Annotated in this window: 14 protein-coding genes; 3 read left to right on the forward strand and 11 right to left on the reverse strand. The window is 63.7% G+C overall.

Translation table 11 applies throughout. The features are described 5' to 3' along the window. The first annotated feature begins 351 nt into the window (after window positions 1–351). On the forward strand, window positions 352–2,322 hold the full coding sequence (gene prpR / locus PQR40_RS12840) for a propionate catabolism operon regulatory protein PrpR (RefSeq protein WP_408509099.1): 1,971 nt from the start codon (window positions 352–354) through the stop codon (window positions 2,320–2,322). On the opposite strand, the gene PQR40_RS12845 is transcribed toward prpR, so the two are convergent. From PQR40_RS12845 to PQR40_RS12895, 11 genes are all read right to left on the reverse strand, one after another. Beyond that, the gene (locus tag PQR40_RS12845; RefSeq protein ID WP_408509100.1) at window positions 2,279–2,677 is read right to left on the reverse strand and encodes a helix-turn-helix domain-containing protein; all 399 of its coding nucleotides are present in this window, start codon (window positions 2,675–2,677) and stop codon (window positions 2,279–2,281) included. The genes prpR and PQR40_RS12845 overlap by 44 nt on opposite strands. Then, window positions 2,674–3,843 (reverse strand): NAD(P)/FAD-dependent oxidoreductase, encoded by a 1,170-nt coding sequence (locus PQR40_RS12850; RefSeq protein WP_408509101.1) that lies wholly within the window; start codon window positions 3,841–3,843, stop codon window positions 2,674–2,676. The genes PQR40_RS12845 and PQR40_RS12850 overlap by 4 nt, the downstream gene beginning before the upstream one ends. Continuing rightward, a complete protein-coding gene (locus PQR40_RS12855) occupies window positions 3,840–5,210 on the reverse strand; it encodes an FAD/NAD(P)-dependent oxidoreductase (protein WP_408509102.1) in 1,371 nt (456 codons plus the stop codon). Before PQR40_RS12855 ends, PQR40_RS12850 begins: the two co-directional genes overlap by 4 nt. Continuing rightward, complete coding sequence (locus PQR40_RS12860) at window positions 5,195–5,509, reverse strand: (2Fe-2S)-binding protein (RefSeq protein ID WP_408509103.1); 315 nt, start codon at window positions 5,507–5,509, stop codon at window positions 5,195–5,197. Before PQR40_RS12860 ends, PQR40_RS12855 begins: the two co-directional genes overlap by 16 nt. Then, window positions 5,506–7,350, reverse strand: a complete 1,845-nt coding sequence (locus PQR40_RS12865) for an ABC transporter ATP-binding protein (protein WP_408509104.1) — start codon at window positions 7,348–7,350, stop codon at window positions 5,506–5,508. Before PQR40_RS12865 ends, PQR40_RS12860 begins: the two co-directional genes overlap by 4 nt. Continuing rightward, a complete protein-coding gene (locus tag PQR40_RS12870) occupies window positions 7,350–8,306 on the reverse strand; it encodes an ABC transporter permease (RefSeq protein ID WP_408509105.1) in 957 nt (318 codons plus the stop codon). Before PQR40_RS12870 ends, PQR40_RS12865 begins: the two co-directional genes overlap by 1 nt. Beyond that, window positions 8,303–9,256: an ABC transporter permease gene (locus PQR40_RS12875; RefSeq protein WP_408229043.1), complete on the reverse strand. Its 954-nt coding sequence runs from the start codon at window positions 9,254–9,256 to the stop codon at window positions 8,303–8,305. The genes PQR40_RS12870 and PQR40_RS12875 overlap by 4 nt, the downstream gene beginning before the upstream one ends. Window positions 9,257–9,404: 148 nt before the next feature. Beyond that, complete coding sequence (locus tag PQR40_RS12880; protein WP_408509106.1) at window positions 9,405–11,021, reverse strand: ABC transporter substrate-binding protein; 1,617 nt, start codon at window positions 11,019–11,021, stop codon at window positions 9,405–9,407. A 68-nt stretch (window positions 11,022–11,089) separates the two neighbouring features. Then, complete coding sequence (locus PQR40_RS12885; protein ID WP_408509107.1) at window positions 11,090–12,364, reverse strand: NAD(P)/FAD-dependent oxidoreductase; 1,275 nt, start codon at window positions 12,362–12,364, stop codon at window positions 11,090–11,092. A 39-nt stretch (window positions 12,365–12,403) separates the two neighbouring features. Beyond that, entirely contained in the window at window positions 12,404–13,072 is a 669-nt protein-coding gene (locus PQR40_RS12890) for a haloacid dehalogenase type II (protein ID WP_408229052.1), read from the reverse strand. Window positions 13,073–13,341: 269 nt separating this feature from the next. Further along, the gene (locus PQR40_RS12895) at window positions 13,342–14,868 is read right to left on the reverse strand and encodes an aldehyde dehydrogenase family protein (RefSeq protein ID WP_408509108.1); all 1,527 of its coding nucleotides are present in this window, start codon (window positions 14,866–14,868) and stop codon (window positions 13,342–13,344) included. A 278-nt stretch (window positions 14,869–15,146) separates the two neighbouring features. On the opposite strand from PQR40_RS12895, the gene PQR40_RS12900 reads away from it, so the two are divergent. After that, window positions 15,147–16,046, forward strand: coding sequence for a GNAT family N-acetyltransferase (locus tag PQR40_RS12900; RefSeq protein ID WP_408509109.1), 900 nt, complete (start codon window positions 15,147–15,149; stop codon window positions 16,044–16,046). Between the two features lie 6 nt (window positions 16,047–16,052). Then, complete coding sequence (locus PQR40_RS12905; protein ID WP_408509110.1) at window positions 16,053–16,979, forward strand: 2-hydroxyacid dehydrogenase; 927 nt, start codon at window positions 16,053–16,055, stop codon at window positions 16,977–16,979. Window positions 16,980–17,078: the final 99 nt, after the last annotated feature.

Genomic DNA, 17,078 nt, shown 5'->3' on the forward strand with positions numbered 1-17,078 from the left:
GACGGATTTCTTCGGCTTGAAGGCGCCTGCGTTCGGCGTGCTGTTATCGGCTTCACTCATAATTTCGTCTCCAACTGCGGGGGTTGCGTTCGTGCGGCAATCAGCGCGCCGAGCTTGTCTTTCAGGGTTTCAATGCGGTGACCGGTGAAAACGAAGGCTATTAACGCAAAGAATGGGCCATGCGGAACGCGAGCCGCTAAGTGCCTGATTTAACAAAAAAACGCCTCCAGACCACTCCATCCTCCGATTTCATAAGTGAAATCACGAATTTCAAATTCGAAAACGACGGGTGCATAATGGGCGGGCTTCTGATCCTTGCCTGCCTTTTCCTCTGACAACGAGCCGCCCGCCGTGAGCACGCCCCCCTTCGATCCCGCGCAGCGCCCCCGTATCTGGGCTGCCAGCATCAGCCGCCTGCGCGATCTATTCTTCGACATTGCCGGCGAGTACGTCGAACGCGCCGATCTGCGCATCGTCGCGCATGGCTTCGAGGACGCCGTGCACGAGCTCGACGTGGTCGGCGCGGGGCGTCCGGATGTCGTCATTGCCGGCGGCTCCAACGGCGCGTATCTGAAAACACGCGTCAGCGTTCCGGTCGTGCTGATCAACCCAACCGGTTTCGACGTCATGCACGCGCTCGCGCGAGCACGACGCGACGGCGCGAAGGTCGCGCTCGTCACGCACGGCGACACGCCCGACGAAGTGCGCCGCTTCACCGCCGCGTACGGCATCGACGTAACGCTCGCTTCGTATCAGTCAGCCCAGGACGCGGAGAGCGTCGTGCTCGATCTGCGCGATCGGGGCATCGACGTCGTGGTCGGCCCGGGGCTCGTCACCGATCTTGCGGCGAATGCCGGCATGGGTGCCGTGTTTCTCTATTCACGCGCATCGGTACGCGCCGCGTTCGATACCGCACTCGAAGTCGCGCAGGCCACACGTCGCGAAACGGTTCGCCGTCAACGGCTCGACAATCTGCTGCAACATCTGCGCGATGGCGTAGTGGCGCTCGATGCGCAAGGGCGCGTCGAAGCGATGAACCAGCGCCTCGCCACGGTGCTTGGCATCGACGCGACAAACGCAGTGGGCCGCGCGCTGCTCGATCTCGCGCCCGATCTCGCCGGCAGCTTGCCAGACTCGGACGGCGACACGTTCTGCACGGTGCGTGGCGTGAGTTACGTCGTGCATCGCGGGCCGCTCGCGAGCAGCACCTCGGCGGCGGGCACCGTCCTGACGTTTCAGGAATCGCGGGCAGTCGAACGGCTCGACCGCACATTGCGCTCGCGGCAGCGCGTGCAGCAATTCAGCGCGCGTTACCGGCTCGACGATATCGTCGGTGCAGCCGATTCGATCGAACGGGTCCGCACGCTCGTGCAGCGCTATGCCAAATCGGACGCCACCGTGCTGATTCTCGGCGAAAGCGGCACCGGCAAGGAGATGGTCGCGCAGAGCATGCATCAGTTAAGCGCGCGGCGCGACTTCGCCTTCGTCGCCATCAATTGCGGCGCGTTTCCTGAGGCGTTGCTGGAAAGCGAATTGTTCGGTTATGAGGAAGGCGCGTTCACTGGCGCACGCAAAGGCGGCAAGGCGGGGCTGATCGAAGTGGCACACCGCGGCACGCTGTTTCTCGACGAAATCGCCGAGATGCCCTTGTCGTTGCAAAGCCGGTTATTGCGTGTACTGCAGGAGCGTGAAGTTGTGCGGCTCGGCTCAACGGAGCCGACGCGCGTGGACATCCGGGTCGTCGCGGCAACGCATCGTGCATTGACAGAGGGCATCGAGGCGGGCAGCTTCCGCGCGGACCTGTACTACCGGCTCAACATTCTGAGCATCGCCCTGCCGCCGCTGCGCGAACGGCCCACCGATCTGTTGCCGCTCGCTGTCGAGTTGCTGCTGCAGGCCGCATCGCGTGAGCCGAGACTGGCGGCTCGCCTGCCCGATGCGAATGCGGCGAGGCGCGTCCTCGCTACGCTCAGTGAGCCGTTAAAGCGTTACGCGTGGCCCGGCAACGTACGTGAATTGCAGAACGTGATCGAACGGATTGCGGTTGAACTGGCGGACGCGGACATGGACTCGGACTCGAACGGCGCAGCAGAAACCCTCTTTACGCCCGACGTACTACGCACCGTAGCCCCTGAAATTTTCGAGCAGCCTCACGCACGCACGAAGAAAGCGGCGCTAACGTTACGCGAACGCAGCCGTCACGTGGAAGCAGACGAAATCCGCGCCGCGCTCGCCGCCTGCGACGGCGATCGCGATGCGGTGTGCCAGGCGCTCGGCATCAGCAAGACGACGTTATGGCGGAAGCTGAACGCGGCGCAGTAGCCTGAACCACGCCACCGTGCTTCACCGCCTTCGCTCCGGCACGCTCGATGAACATGCTGGGCGTCATCCCGCAGCATCGTTTGAAATGCCGGCCAAAGTGGCTTTGATCGAAAAATCCCACTTCAGTGGCGACGACCGATCCCGGCACACCTTCCAGCAACAAGGTTTGCGCCCGCTGAATCCGCAGCCCGCACAGATAACGATACGGCGATGAACCGTACTGCTGACGAAACACCGTCGCAAAGCGCGACACGCTGAGCGCAGACAGCGCGGCGAGTTGCGCGAGCGTCACCGGCTCGTCGAAGTGGGCTTCGATAAACGCCCGGGCAGTGTTGAGGCTGAGGGTCTGTTTCATGATGTCGCGATGGTCGAGCGGGGCGTGGGTTGCTTCGCGAATCGCGCGACGGAAAACACGTCTAGCGGAATCTCCGTGCTGCCCGTGTCGACGAGTTCGGCCAGCGTCTCGCCAACGCCCGGGCCAATCTGGAAACCCGAACCGCAGAAACCGAACGCGTAGTAAAGACCGCCGACCTTGCTGCTCGGCCCGATCACCGGTTCGCCGTCGGGCAGGTAGCTTTCCACACCGCTCCACACGCGAATCACATGGAGCGGTGCCATCGCGGGCACGAGCCGCCGCAACTGCGCGAGTTGACGCACGGTATTACCCGGCACGACTGAAGCGCGGGACGTCACGGCATCCGCTGGTCCACCGGGACCGCCGCCGAGAATGATATTGCCGCGCGGAATCTGGCGGAAATAGATGCTCTCTTCCTTGATCGATGTGAACACCCCCATCGACGACTTGAACACGTACGGCACCGGCTCGGTCACTGCCATCTGCGGTCCGCTCGCGGTCAAGGGAACGGGTTCGCCGAACTGTTCGCTCAGACGGCTCGCCCAGGCGCCCGCGCAGATCACGAGTTGCGCGGCCCAATACACGTCGCCGCGTGCGCTCTCCACGCGAAACCGCCCACCATCTTTTTCGACGCGCACGATCTCGGTGTTCTCGATCACCTGGGCACCGAGCCGCGTGGCCGCTCGACCGAAAGCAGGTGCAGCGAGACGTGGATTAGCGTGACCGTCGAGTGGCGAAATGGACGCCGCCAATACTTCGCGCCCAAGAAACGGAAAGCGTTGGAACACGGCTTCGCCATGCAGCACGTTGAGGTCGAGATCGTAAGCGCGGGCGTCGATCGCGTACTGATCGAAGTTCTCGACGTCCTTCTGGTGATAGCACACGCGCGTGTGACCCGACGCCAGAAATTCGATGTCCTCGCCGAGCATATCGGCTGAGCGTTGCCATGTGCGTAGCGCGCGATTCGCCATCGCCAGTTGCGGCAATGCGCGGCCCTGCCGGCGAATGCCGCCGAAGTTCACCCCGCTCGCCTGCTGCCCCGTGAGTCCCCGTTCGAGCAGAATCACCGAACGCTTGCGCTGACGCAGGAAGAGAGCTGTCGTGGTCCCCATGATGCCGCCGCCGATCACGATGACATCGGCTTCATTCGCAGTCGTCGCGCTCATTCGCTCACCTCTTCGGCAAGCGCCACGGGCAGCGGCTTGACGGGCGCCTGGCCGCGCAGCCTTCCCACCGATGACACGGGCACCGAGGCTGCCGCCGCGATGATCTCTGCGCCGGCATGGCCGCAATAGCGCCCCTGGCAACGGCCCATGCCGACGCGTGAAAACGCCTTCGCGCGATTGGCTTCCTGCGCGCCGGTCGCCTGGACGACACGGCGCAGTTCGCCCGCTGTAATCGCTTCACAGCGGCAGACGATCGTTTCATCCGGCAAGGTCGCGGCGAATTTCGCCGGCCACGGAAAGGCTTCGCGCAAGCCCGCCGCGAAACGCGTGAAGCGTGCAAGCTCGGCACGCAAGCGCTCGATGCCTTCGACCTGCACGCCGTGATCGCGCAGCGCAGCCAAAGCCGCGAGACGGCCCGAACATTCGGCTGCATCCGCACCACGCACTCTCGCGCCGTCTCCCGCCAGGTAGACGCCCTTGACGCTGCTACGGCCGTCGTCGTCGATTTGCGGAAGCCATTGGCGTGTGTTCTCGTCGAACAGGAAACGACAGCCGGCGAGGTCCGCAAGCTGCGTCTCCGGACGCAGGTGATAACCGAGCGCGACGGCATCACATGCCAGTTCCAGATGCTTGCCGTCAGACAATGCAACCACAACACCGCTTACGCCGTCTTGCGGCGAGCCTTTGATCTCCAACGGCTGCACACCGCGATGAACCGGCACGTGTGCCTTCGCAAGCACGCGCGTCAATGCAATACCCTTTTTGAGGGCGGCCGGGATCGCCAGCAAACGGGGCAGCGCAGCCGCGCGCTGCATGAAGGTCGACGTATCGAGCACCGCGGCCAGTTGCGCGCCCGCCTTCACGTATTGCGCCGCCACGAGATACAGCAGCGGACCGCTGCCCATCATCACGATGCGCGAGCCGATCGCACAGCCCTGCGATTTCAACGCGACCTGCGCGCCGCCGAGGCTATACGTGCCGGCCTGGTGCCAGCCCTTGACAGGCATCAACCGGTCCGTCGCGCCGCTGCAAACAATCAGCGAATCGAACGTCAGCGTCTGGTAGCGCGTACCGCTCGCCAGATGCAAGGTGTTCGGTGAAATATTCCAGACGAGCGTCTCCGGCAGATAATCGATCTTGCCCTTGAGCGCATCGAAGCGCTGATGCAGCGAAGCAGCACGCTCCGCCTCGGTGCCGTACAACGTCTCATAGCTGCGTGAAAAACCTTCCGGTTGCCGCCGATAAATCTGCCCGCCGTCGCGCCGCCCTTCGTCGACGACCGTCGGCCGCAGCCCGGCTTCGACCAGCGCCTGGACGGCACGCACGCCCGCTGGCCCAGTACCGATGACAACTACGCGCGGGGCCATACACCCTCCCCCGCAACCGCCAGCTTCGTGACGATCGACATGCCAGGCGCCGCAGGCGTACTGCATGCCCGCACACGTTCGCCTTGCGCCGTCCAGACCCAGCAGTCCTGACAAGCGCCCATCAAACAGAAACCCGCGCGGCGGCCGTCGCCGAATTCGGAATCGCGCAACGTGTTCACCCCCGTCAGCAAGGCGACCATCAAGGTGTCGCCTTGCGCGGCTTCGCGCACGACGCCGTCCACCGTGATCGGAAAGGTCTTGCGGCCCGTCTCCGTAAGGCGCACAAATCGTCCGTTCATGCCGGGGTCGCCTCCACGGTCTGCAAGCGATTCAATTCGGCCGCCGGATGGTGGCAAAGAATCTCCGCGCCCGAAGGCAGCTTCTTCAAGGACGGCGGCGTCATATTGCACATGCCGTCGATGCGCACCGGGCAGCGCGCGCGGAACGAACACAACTCGGGAATATCGGCGCTCTCGCCCATCGCCGGCAACGCCGCACAGCCGATCTCGCGGCGCGCATCGAGCCAGCCGGGTTTCAAAGCGGGCACCGAGTCGACCAGCAATTCGGTGTACGGGTGATACGGCGGCGCCGCGAGCACGTCGCGCTGCCCGGCTTCCACGCGATGCCCTGCGTACAGCACGATTACTTCGTCGCAAATGGCGCGCACGGTCGAGATGTCGTGGCTGATGAACATGTACGACACGCCCAACTCGCGACGCAATTCGGCCAGCAGGTCGAGGATCGCCGCGCCGACCACCGTATCGAGCGCGGAAGTCACTTCGTCGCAGAGAATCAAGGCGGGATCGGCGGCAAGCGCGCGCGCCAGATTCACACGCTGCTTCTGGCCGCCGGAGAGTCCGGCAGGCGTGCGCGTGGCGATCGATGCCGGCAGCTGCACCCGATCGAGCAATTCCAGCATCCGCTTCTTAGCGGCCGAGCCACTTAGATGGTGATAGAACGCAAGCGGACGGGCGAGGATATCGGCGATCGAATGGCTCGGGTTCAGCGCGGTGTCGGCGTTCTGGAACACGATCTGGATCTGCCGGTACTGCTCCGGCGTGCGGCGCGACAGTTGCGCGGGCAACGGCTTGCCGTCGAAGAACACCTCGCCACGTGCGCGGTCAACCAGACCCGCTACAACGCGCGCGAGCGTCGTCTTGCCGGAGCCGGATTCGCCAATCACGCCAAGCGTGCTGCCGCGGGGAATCGACAGGCTGACGTCGTCGAGCACACGCACGGCGGGCGCGCCGAAGCGATCGATCCGGCCATAGCCCGCCGAGAGGCCGCGGATTTCGAGCAGCGGCGGGATGTGTTTAGCCATCGCCAAGGGCGTTTCCAGCGCCACTTCCGGGCGCCGTGTAGCGGCAAGCAGTTGGCGCGTGTAAGCATCCACAGGTGCATCGAGCACTTGCGCGACCACGCCGTTTTCCTTGACCGCGCCGCCGTTCAGCACCACGATGCGGTCCGCCATCTGCGCGACCACAGCCAGATCGTGCGACACGTACACGGCGGTGGTGCCGAGCTCGCGAATCACTTTCTTGAAGGCCGCGAGCACTTCGATCTGGGTGGTGACGTCGAGTGCGGTGGTCGGCTCGTCGAACACGACAACAGCCGGATCGGTGATCAACGCCATCGCCGCCATCAGACGCTGCAACTGACCGCCGGAGACCTGATGCGGATAGCGATCGCCGATCGTCTCCGGCGCGGGCAGCGCAAGCGCGCGGAACAGGTCGACCGCTTTCATGCGCGCCGCGTCTTTCGTCATCAAGTGATGCAGTAGCGCCGGCTCGGTCACCTGATCCATGATCGTGCGCGCCGGGTTGAAACCCGCCGCCGCACTCTGCGCGACATACGCCACGGTGCGCGCCCGCAACGCGCGGCGGCCTTTGGCATCGAGCGACAGCACCTCCACATCGCCGACACGCACCGAGCCGCCGCTGATCGAACAGCCTGCACGCGCATAGCCAAGCAGAGAAAGCGCGATCGTCGTTTTTCCCGAGCCCGACTCGCCGATCAGCGCCAGCACCTCGCCCTTCTTCACCGAAAAATCGACACCCTTGACGATCTCCGTCACCGGCCCCGGCGCCGCACCGGCCAAAACCCGCAAGCCCTTCACTTCAATCATGTCCCGCTCAGCCATCACGCACCTCCATGGCTACGGCCACGACGCCGCAGGTTGTCGATCAGCAGATTCATGCCGATGGTCAGCGTCGCGATCGCGACAGCGGGCATCAACACAGCGGGCGCGCCTTCCGACAAACCGCCGATGTTCTCGCGTACGAGCGACCCCCAATCCGCATTCGGCGGCTGCACGCCGAGGCCGAGAAAACTCAGCCCGCTCAGCAGCAACACGATGAACACGAAGCGCAGGCCGAAATCGGCGAGCATCGGATGAATCATGTTTGGCAGCACTTCGACCCGCGCAATATAGAAAATCCCTTCGCCGCGCGCTCTCGCCACCTGCACGTACTCCAGGCCCATCAGGTTCACCGCGAGCGAGCGCGAAATACGGAAGGCACCCGGGATGTAGGCCAAAGCGGCGACGGTCGTCAGCATCGTGATCGACGAACCGAACGCCGCGATCACGACAAGCGCGAGCACCTTGCTCGGAATCGAGATCAGCGCGTCGAACAGACGGCTCAGGATTTCATCGACCCAGCGTCCGGACACCGCGGCGAGCAAACCGAAGAACGTGCCGATCAAACTGGCGAGCACCGCGGCAGCCAGCGCGAGGCCCACCGTATAGCGCGTGCCGTAGAGAATCCGGCTCAGCATATCGCGGCCGAGGTAGTCGGTGCCGAGCGGATACGCCGCGCTATAGCGGCCGAAAATCTCCGTCGATGTCAGTGCGCCGCCTTTGTACGGTGCGACCAGCGGCCCGATGAACGCGACGATCAGCCAGAAAGCCACCAGCACGAGGCCGATCAGGCCGAGCACGGAGAAGCGGTGCACCAGCCGTTTCAACACGCCCTGCTTGAGCGCGGCCGCTTCGACGACCGGCGGCTCGACGGCGGGTTCATCGCGGCTCATGTCGTACAGCTCCGTGCCGGCGTGGGGAACATGAGGAACGTGGGGATTGGTAGGTTGGCTCATCATCGACGCAGCCTCGGGTTGGATACGATTTGACACAGGTCGGCGATCAGCACGAGTGCGAGATACGCCGCGCAGAACACCATCACGCAGCCCTGCACGAGCGGCATGTCGCGATTGGTGACGGCATCCACCATCAGGCTTGCGAGGCCGGGATAGTTGAAGATCGACTCCACGATCACCACGCCACCGAACAGATACGACAGGCTCAACGCCACCGCGTTGGCAATCGGCCCGATGGTGTTGGGCAGCACATGCCGCAGCACCACGCGCGCGGGCGAGGCGCCCTTGAGCACGGCCATTTCAACGTACGACGAATTGAGCTGATCGAGCACTGCGGCCCGCGTCATCCGCGCCATCTGTGCGACGATCACGCAGCACAGCGTCATCACCGGCATCGCGTAAATGCGCAGCAGCGCGCCGAACGAATGGACCTCCGAGAGATACGACAGCGCGGGCAACCAGCGCAGCTTGACGGCGAAAATCAGCACGGCTATGGTCGCGATCAGAAACTCGGGGACCGCGACCGTCGACAGCGTGAGCACGTTGAGTGTGCGGTCGAGCAGCGAACCGCGGAACATCGCCGACGAAATGCCGATCAGCAAGGCCACGGGCACTGAGACGAGTGCCGTCAGACCGGCCAGTACTAGCGAATTCGGCAGGCGCGTGGCGATCAACTCGCTGACCGGCAGATTATTCGACAGCGAGGTGCCGAAGTTGCCGCTGACAATATGAAAGAGCCATTCGAAGTAGCGTTGCAGCGCCGGCTGGTCGAGTCCGAACTGATGCCGCAATGCCGTGACGGCTTCCGGAGTGGCCGCCTGGCCGAGCGCCTGTTGGGCGGCGTCGCCAGGGAGCAGCCCGGTGATGGCGAACACGACCGCCGAGACCAGCAGCAGCGTAAGCAGCGCGAGGCCAAGGCGCGCGGCGATGAGTCGTTGCGCATGTGCTTTCATCGAAAGTCGCCTCCTAGGTTGAAGCCGCACGCCGCGAGTAAGCGGCGTGCGTATTGCGGATCCGACTTTCCAGTTCGTCAGACTGGAAATCCTTCGTTAGTACTTTTCAGCTACTACCGTTCACGCGGCCAGCTCAGGCGCAGCCGGCCTAGGCATCCAGCCAGACGTTTTCCGCGAACATGAAGCCCATCAGGCCGGCCAGCGGAATCGAGCCGAGGCCCTTGAGCTTCGCCGTGTAAGCATCCAGCGAGCTCTGGAATAGCGGAATGCCGATGCCGCCGGTTTCATGCACCAGCACCTGCATGTCGCCATAGATCTTCTTACGCTTCGCATCGTCCGGCTCGCCGCGTGCCGCAAGCAGCATCTGGTCGAACTTCGGGCTCTTCCAGTTCGCTTCGTTCCACGGTGCGTCGGACTTGAAGAACTGGGTGAAGATCACGTCGGCGCTCGGACGCGCGTTGACGCTGCCGAATCCCAACGGATGCTTCATCCAGTGGTTCGACCAGTAGCCGTCGGCCGGCACGCGCGACACCTGCAGATTCAGACCGGCTTGCGGCGCGACCTGCTGAAGGAACATCGCCATTTCAACCGACCCTTCCGCCGCCGGCGAGGCGAAAATCTGGATCGGCGCGCTGCCGACCTTGGCCTTCTGGAAATGGAACTTCGCCTTGTCCGGATCGAAGGTACGCTGCGGCAAACCGGCCAGGTAGTACTTATTGGTCGGATCGATAGGCTGGTCGTTGCCGATCGCGCCGTAACCCTGGAAGATCGCCCGGCGCATCTGCTCGCGATCCTGCAGGTACATCATGCCTCGACGAAAATCGTCGTTGCCGGTAATGCCGCCTTCGTCGCGAACGATCAGGTCGGTGTACTCGCCCGTCTTCGTCTCCAGCACGGCGAAACCGCCGGCGCCCTTGATCTGGGCGGTCGAACGCGGGCTCACCGAGTTGATCAGTTGCACGTCGCCGGAGAGCAGCGCATTCACGCGTGCCGATTCGTCGCCGATACCAATCAGTTCGACTTCGTCGAGGTGCGGCAGGCCCGGCTTCCAGTACTTCTCGTTCTTCACGCCGACCGTACGCACGCCCGGCGAGAACTCCTTGACCTTGAACGGACCGGTGCCGACCGCTGTTTTGAAATCCCTGGTGCCGTCCTTGATGATCTGGAAATGTGAGGTGGCGAGAATCACCGGCAGATCGGCGTTCGGACCTTCCAGCGTGATCGTCACTTCGTTCGGGCCCGTCGCCTTCACTTCCTTGATCTGATCGGCCAGCGTCTTCGCTTTCGATGCCGTCGCCGGATCCTTGTGCCGCATGATCGAATACACGACGTCCGCCGGCGAGAGCGCCTTTCCGTCGTGGAACTGCACGCCGCTGCGCAACTTGGCAACCCACACCGTCGCATCCTTCGTATCCAGCGAGGTGGCGAGCGCCATCTTCGCGCCGAGATGCGAATCGAGTTCGGTCAGGCAGTTGTAGAACATGAAGCCGCGGACATAGTCCGTCCCGAGCGCGCCCTTCGCGGGGTCGAGCGTGTCGGCCGCGGATGCGGATTGCGTCGCCACCCGGATCTTGCCGCCCTGCTTCGGCTTCGCCTGCGCAAGCGCCGCACCGCTCGCGGTCAACAGACCGGCGCCCGTCACCGACATCATGCCGGCTGCGGCCATCGCGCGCAGTACGCCGCGACGCGACGCGCCTTTTGACGTCAATCGCTCCAACTCGGTGCCGAGTTGAAGAGCGTCATATTGCGAGTTTTCCTTATTCATCGAACATCTCCGCGAGGGTGACAGGGATAGCTGCGTGGTTTTTGACTTACAAATACAACAAGGGGGAATCAGTAAAAGATGTCTTTGATGCGGTAGTACGTCCCCACCAGCGGAAGGAACCAGGGTTTGCCGGTATGGCCTGGAATCGCGGGCCATTCGGACTCGCGCCACGGATTGCGTTCTTCGTGGCCGTCCATCACGTCGGCCATCACCTGGCCCATGTGCGTCGACATCTGTGTGCCGTGGCCGCTGTAACCCAGCGAGAAGTAAATCCCGTCGTGTTGCCCGGCATGCGGCAAGCGATCGGCGGTCATGTCCACGAGGCCGCCCCAGCAATAGTCGATGCGGGCGTTGGCCAGCATCGGGAACATCGCGGCGAGACCTTGTTGCAGAATCCGTCCGCTCTTCGCATCGGATGGCCGCTCGGACGCCGTAAAGCGCGCACGGCCGCCGAACAGCAAACGCGAGTCGGGTGTTACGCGGAAGTAGTTGTGCATCAGGCGCGTGGTGGTGTACGCGCGGCGATTCGGAAACACCTGCGCCAGCAGTTCCGGCGACAGCGGCTCCGTCACGACGATGAACGAACCGACCGGCGCGAGACGCCGCCGGTACCAGCCAAACGGACCATGCCGCGAGGGGCCGGTCGCGATCAGCACCTGTTTCGCACGCACCTCGCCGCGTGCGGTCGTGACCTTGAAGCCACTGCCGTCTTTCGCGATCGCGGTGACCGCCGCGTTTTCATATAGCTTCGCGCCGCGGCGAACCGCGGCATCGGCAAGTCCGACCGTGAACTTGCCCATATGCATCTGGCCGCCGTGCCGTTGCAGCAGTCCGCCGTAAAAACTGTCCGACTGGATTTCGCTGCGAATCCGTTCACGCTCAATTAATTCGATATCCGTATCGACTTCGCGCCGGATCAACTCCGCCGTCTTTTCCAGATGCGCAAAGTGATGCGGTTTCGACGCCAGCTTCAGCTTGCCGGTCGCGCTGTAATTGCAGTCGATGTTCTCCTCGCGGATCAGACGCTCGACCGTATCGACTGCATCCGAAAACGCGCGGTAGCAGGCACTGGCCCGCTCCACACCAAGTTGCGCAACCAGCGCGACGAAGTCCTGCGCGACGCCGGTATTGACCTGACCACCGTTGCGCCCCGACGCGCCGCCGCCGATGCACCCAGCGTCGAGCACCGTCACCGAGGCGCCGCGCTTGCCCAACGCCTGCGCCGCCGACAGCCCGGTGAAGCCGCCGCCGATCACGACGACATCGGTCTGACCGTCGACCGGACCTTCACACGCTGAAACGAGCGGCGGTGCGGTGTCGAGCCAATAGGAATCGAGCTTCATCCGGTCTGTCCTTGAGAAGGGCAATGGGGCAAACGACGTTTACAGACCGAGTTCCGCAGCCAGATGCGGAATGTCGTTGACTTCGTAGTACTGGTAGTACGGCGTCGACGGTTCGTGGCCGCGTTTGACGAAGGCCTTGTGCCTGATGCCCAGGTCGTGTGCGGTCATCAGGTCGTAACGCAGGCTCGACGACACATGCAGCACGTCTTCCGGATTACAGTTCAACTGGTCGAACATGTATTCGAAGCCTTGCATGCGCGGCTTGTACGACTGCGCCTGCTCAGCCGTGAAAACCGCGTGGAACGGCGCGCCGAGCTTGTCGACGTTGCTCTGGATCTGGTTGTTCGACGCATTCGACAGAATCACCAGTTTGTACTTCTTTGCCAGACGCGAGAGACCTTCCGGTACGTCCGGATGCGGACCCCAGGTCGGCACGGCTGTGTAAATCTTTTCTGCTTCCACTTCATTGAACTCGACGTTCATGCGCTTGCAGGCGCGGCGCAATGCGTTGACAACCACATCGCGATACGGCTTCCAGGCGCCGAGCACTTCATCGCGGCGATAGCCGGCGTAGAAGGCAACCAGCTTCTCCAGGTCGTCGCCTTGCAGCACGTGGCCGAACATTTCGCGGGTCATGTCGGCCATGCGGAACTTCGTGAGCGTGCCGTAGCAGTCGAAGGTGATGTATTTCGGTTCGAATTCGATCATGGTGCAGTCCTATCGTTGTGGTGAACTCGCGGCGAGCTCAGTGGCGAAAACAGGGGCAACTGTGTTGCATGGGATCGGAGTAAGCGCTAAAGCGCCAACTCCGCTCGACAAAGCTCATTCCTGTAAAAGATTTAATCAGCGCAAAAACATAGATGTTCCTGATTCGGGCGCCCTTGATGACACAAACCATGCGTTTTAAGGCCGTTGCGCAGCACAGTCTGCGGTGAGCAGGCTGGAAGCCCCGTCCGCATTGATGTTGCGACGCGCACTCAGGCGCGCAGGTCGATCAGCAGACTCTTGAAACGCAGGTTTGCTTCGTACGCCTGGCGGCCGAGGTCCTTGCCGATGCCGGAGCGCTTGTAGCCGCCGGTGGGGATCATGAAGTCGGAGGTCCGGCCATAGCGGTTGACCCAGACCGTCCCCGCCTCGAGGCCGCGCACGAAGCGCAGCGCCCGGCCGAGATCAGCGGTGTGCACGCCGGCAGCGAGGCCATACTCGGGATGCTGCGCAAGCGAGAGCGCTTCCTCTTCAGTATCGAAGGTCTGCAACGTCAGCACCGGACCGAAGACCTCCTCGCGCACAGCCTCTGAGTGAGCCGTCACGTCCGTGAGCAGCGTCGGTGTATAGAACGCGCCGCTCGACGCACCGCCTGCCCCGCCGTCGGCCCGCACGCCGCCATAGCGCAGCGTCGCGCCCGCCTCCAGCGTGCGTCCAACGATCCCTTCGATGCGCGCCGCCTGCGGCGCGGAGATGATCGGTGACAACGTGGTGCCGGCGGCCCACGTCGCGCCGGGCTTCAACTCGGCGAAAACCTTGCCGATGCGCTCGGCTAACGGCTCGGCCAGGCTTCGCTCGACTAGCAGCCGCGAGCCCGCCACACACACCTGCCCGGCGTTACCGGTAATGGCGCCGGCAATCCGCCGTGCCACGTCGTCGAGACGCGGCGCGTCGGCGAACACGATTTGCGGGCTCTTGCCGCCCAGTTCCAGCGTGACCGGTTTGGTGCCGCTATGGGCGCAGGCCGCCATGATCGCGGAGCCGGTACGCGTGGAACCGGTGAAGGTGACCTTGCTGATCTTCGGATGACGCACCAGTTCGTCGCCGGTGACACGGCCGTCACCCTGGATCACGTTGAAGATGCCCGCGGGCACGCCTGCCTGCACAGCCAGCTCGGCGAGGCGCAACACCGAGAACGGCGTCATCTCCGAGGGCTTCAGCACCACCGCGTTGCCCGCCGCCAGTGCGGGCGCGATCTTCCACGACGCCATCACCAACGGGAAATTCCACGGCGCGATTGCGCCGATCACACCGTATGGCTCAGCGATCGTCATACCGAGATGGTCGTGATCGGTCGCCGCCACGTCACCGCCCAGCTTGTCGGCGAATTCAGCGTAGAAGCGAATGCCTTCTGCGGTGAAGGGCACGTCCCAGCCAATCGCCTGAGCGATCGGACGGGTCGAACCGAGTGCTTCCAGCCGGCCTAAAAACGGCGCGTCGGCTTCGACCAGTTCGGCGAAACGGCGCAGGATTTTCGCGCGCTCACGCGGCGCCATCCGCGCCCAGCCGCTCGTTCTGAAAGCCTGCCATGCGTTCTCCACCGCGCGATCCACCATCCCGGCGTCGGCAAGCGGCACTGAGGCGTAGACCACGCCGTCCGAGGGGCGTGCCACCTCGATGCGGCGCTCGCCGCTACGCACGTCGCTGCGCACGCCGCTACGCACGTCGCCATCGACATACTCGCCGCCGATGAAATGTCCGCTGCGAATCGCGACGTCGTCCGGATTGAAGCTGTCCATGAGAAAAGTTTCCTTGTGACTGGCTGAGGGTCCGCGCGGGGGCTTTTTGATAACGCCGCCGCCATGACAAAATCGTAGAGCCGCGGGCATGGCATATGTCGCCGACAAAAATCCCCGCGCAGCAGAACGCGCCTGTAATGAGCGATCAAACGGGGCGTTTTGCATCGATTTGCGACGCGGCCCTTTCGAACGCCCCAGATAAAAAGATCGTCCTAGTCACACCGCGCACCGGATGACAAAGTGACGGCGTAAGCCTTTAGCCATTCAGGGAGTCCGGCGTGTCCGATTCGATTACCTATAGACGCTTCACCCACGACGACATCGCCGCCGCGCACGCGCTGACAGTCGAGCTCAAATGGCCGCATCGCGCGGACGACTGGCGATTCGTGGCGCAACTGGGCGTGGGTTTCGTCGCGGAAGATGCGAGCGGCGTGATCGGCACCGCCCTGTGCTGGAAATACGGTGCCGACCGCGCCTCGCTCGGGATGGTGATCGTGTCCCCCGAGCAGCAAGGGCGCGGCATCGGTAGAAAATTGATGGATCTGGTGCTGGAAGAACTCGGCAGCCGGGTCACGTTCCTGCATGCCACCACGGCGGGCCAGCCCTTGTATGAAAAGCTCGGCTTTCGCGCGGTCGGCACGCTAGACCAGCATCAGGGCGCCGCATTCCAGCCGCCGCTCGTGTCATTGCCGCCAGGCGAACGCCTGCGCCCGCTCGGTTCGAGCGATACGGCGCGGCTGGTCGAACTGGCGTCGCAGGCAAGCGGGCTGGACCGTGGCGAAGTCTTGCCCGCACTGCTGAGCGCCGCCGATGGCATCGCCCTCGATCACGACGGCGAGCTGGTTGGCTTCGCATTGTTTCGCCGTTTCGGACGGGGCTTTGCGATCGGACCGGTGGTCACGCCCGCGTCGCCGGATTCGAGCCGCGCCAAGGCGCTGATCAGCCACTGGCTGGCGCTCAACGAAGGCGTGTTCGTGCGCATCGACACGCCGGGTGAGAGCGGGCTGACCGAATGGCTGGAACAGTTGGGGTTGCCGCGGGTGGACACGGTCGTCAAAATGGTTCGGCAGGCCGCGCCGGCTGATCCTGCACGTGCAGGCAATGCCAGCAACGGCGGCGGCACCGGCAAGGACGCGCCCTATCTGCAGTACGGCATCATCAACCAGGCGATCTGCTGATCCAATATGGCCTTCCTTTATAAAGCCGATCCGGCGCGCGGAGCGCAATGGGCCACACTCTTCGCGCAGAAAGCACCGGACCTGCCGTTTCACATCTGGCCCGACCTTGGCGATCCCGCCGCGGTGCGCTATCTCGCCGCCTGGCAACCGCCGGAAGATCCCACTCGCACCTTCCCTAACCTGGAAGTCGTGTTTTCCGTGGGCGCGGGTATCGACCAGTTCGACCTGTCGGGCGTGCCGGCGCATGTGCCGGTAGTACGGATGATCGAACCCGGCATTGTTGAAGGGATGGTCGAATACGTCACGCAAGCCGTGCTGACGATTCATCGCAATCTGTTCGACTATGGCCTGCAGCAACAACAGCAGATCTGGCGCGAACTGCCGCTCGGGCTGGACAGCGCTCGCCGCGTTGGCGTGCTCGGACTCGGCGTGCTGGGCACAGCCGCGCTGGAAAGGCTGCGCTTGTTCGGCTTTGCCTGCGCGGGCTGGAGCCGTTCGCCGCGCGAGATCGAGGGCGTCGATTGCCATGCAGGCGAAGGCGCCCTGGATGCGTTTCTCGCCCGCACCGACATCCTGATCTGCCTGTTGCCGTTGACGCCCGCCACTCGCGGCCTGCTCAATGCCGCGTTGTTCGCGAAGCTGCCGCGCGGCGCCTCGCTGATTCAAACGGGCCGCGGTCCGCATCTGAATCAGCAGGATCTGTTGGCGGCGCTGGACAGCGGCCAGTTGCACAACGCCATTCTGGACGTCACCGATCCCGAGCCGCTGCCCGCCGGTCATCCGTTGTGGACACATCCACGCGTACGCATCACGCCCCATATCGCCAGCTCGACGCGGCCCGAAAGCGCCGTCGACGTGGTGCTCGAGAATCTGCGCCGCCATCGCGAAGGTCTGCCGATGCTCGGTCAGGTTGACCGGACCCAGGGATATTGAGCGCGGCGCTAAATGGAACGCCTACCGGCGCGGCTTTTCAGCGTCCGCAGCAGAAAATGCTAAGGCCGTACATCAAAACGCGTCGGGCGCGCTTTTCAG

It is taken from the genome of Paraburkholderia sediminicola (assembly GCF_046026855.1).
GTDB classification, from domain to species: domain Bacteria; phylum Pseudomonadota; class Gammaproteobacteria; order Burkholderiales; family Burkholderiaceae; genus Paraburkholderia; species Paraburkholderia sediminicola_A.

Coding starts and splice junctions, on each gene's coding strand:
- PQR40_RS12845 (WP_408509100.1), bottom strand. CDS start 2,677: ATGAAACAGACCCTCAGCCTCAACACTGCCCGGGCGTTTATCGAAGCC.
- PQR40_RS12850 (WP_408509101.1), bottom strand. CDS start 3,843: ATGAGCGCGACGACTGCGAATGAAGCCGATGTCATCGTGATCGGCGGC.
- PQR40_RS12855 (WP_408509102.1), bottom strand. CDS start 5,210: ATGGCCCCGCGCGTAGTTGTCATCGGTACTGGGCCAGCGGGCGTGCGT.
- PQR40_RS12860 (WP_408509103.1), bottom strand. CDS start 5,509: ATGAACGGACGATTTGTGCGCCTTACGGAGACGGGCCGCAAGACCTTT.
- PQR40_RS12865 (WP_408509104.1), bottom strand. CDS start 7,350: ATGGCTGAGCGGGACATGATTGAAGTGAAGGGCTTGCGGGTTTTGGCC.
- PQR40_RS12870 (WP_408509105.1), bottom strand. CDS start 8,306: ATGATGAGCCAACCTACCAATCCCCACGTTCCTCATGTTCCCCACGCC.
- PQR40_RS12875 (WP_408229043.1), bottom strand. CDS start 9,256: ATGAAAGCACATGCGCAACGACTCATCGCCGCGCGCCTTGGCCTCGCG.
- PQR40_RS12880 (WP_408509106.1), bottom strand. CDS start 11,021: ATGAATAAGGAAAACTCGCAATATGACGCTCTTCAACTCGGCACCGAG.
- PQR40_RS12885 (WP_408509107.1), bottom strand. CDS start 12,364: ATGAAGCTCGATTCCTATTGGCTCGACACCGCACCGCCGCTCGTTTCA.
- PQR40_RS12890 (WP_408229052.1), bottom strand. CDS start 13,072: ATGATCGAATTCGAACCGAAATACATCACCTTCGACTGCTACGGCACG.
- PQR40_RS12895 (WP_408509108.1), bottom strand. CDS start 14,868: ATGGACAGCTTCAATCCGGACGACGTCGCGATTCGCAGCGGACATTTC.
- PQR40_RS12905 (WP_408509110.1), top strand. CDS start 16,053: ATGGCCTTCCTTTATAAAGCCGATCCGGCGCGCGGAGCGCAATGGGCC.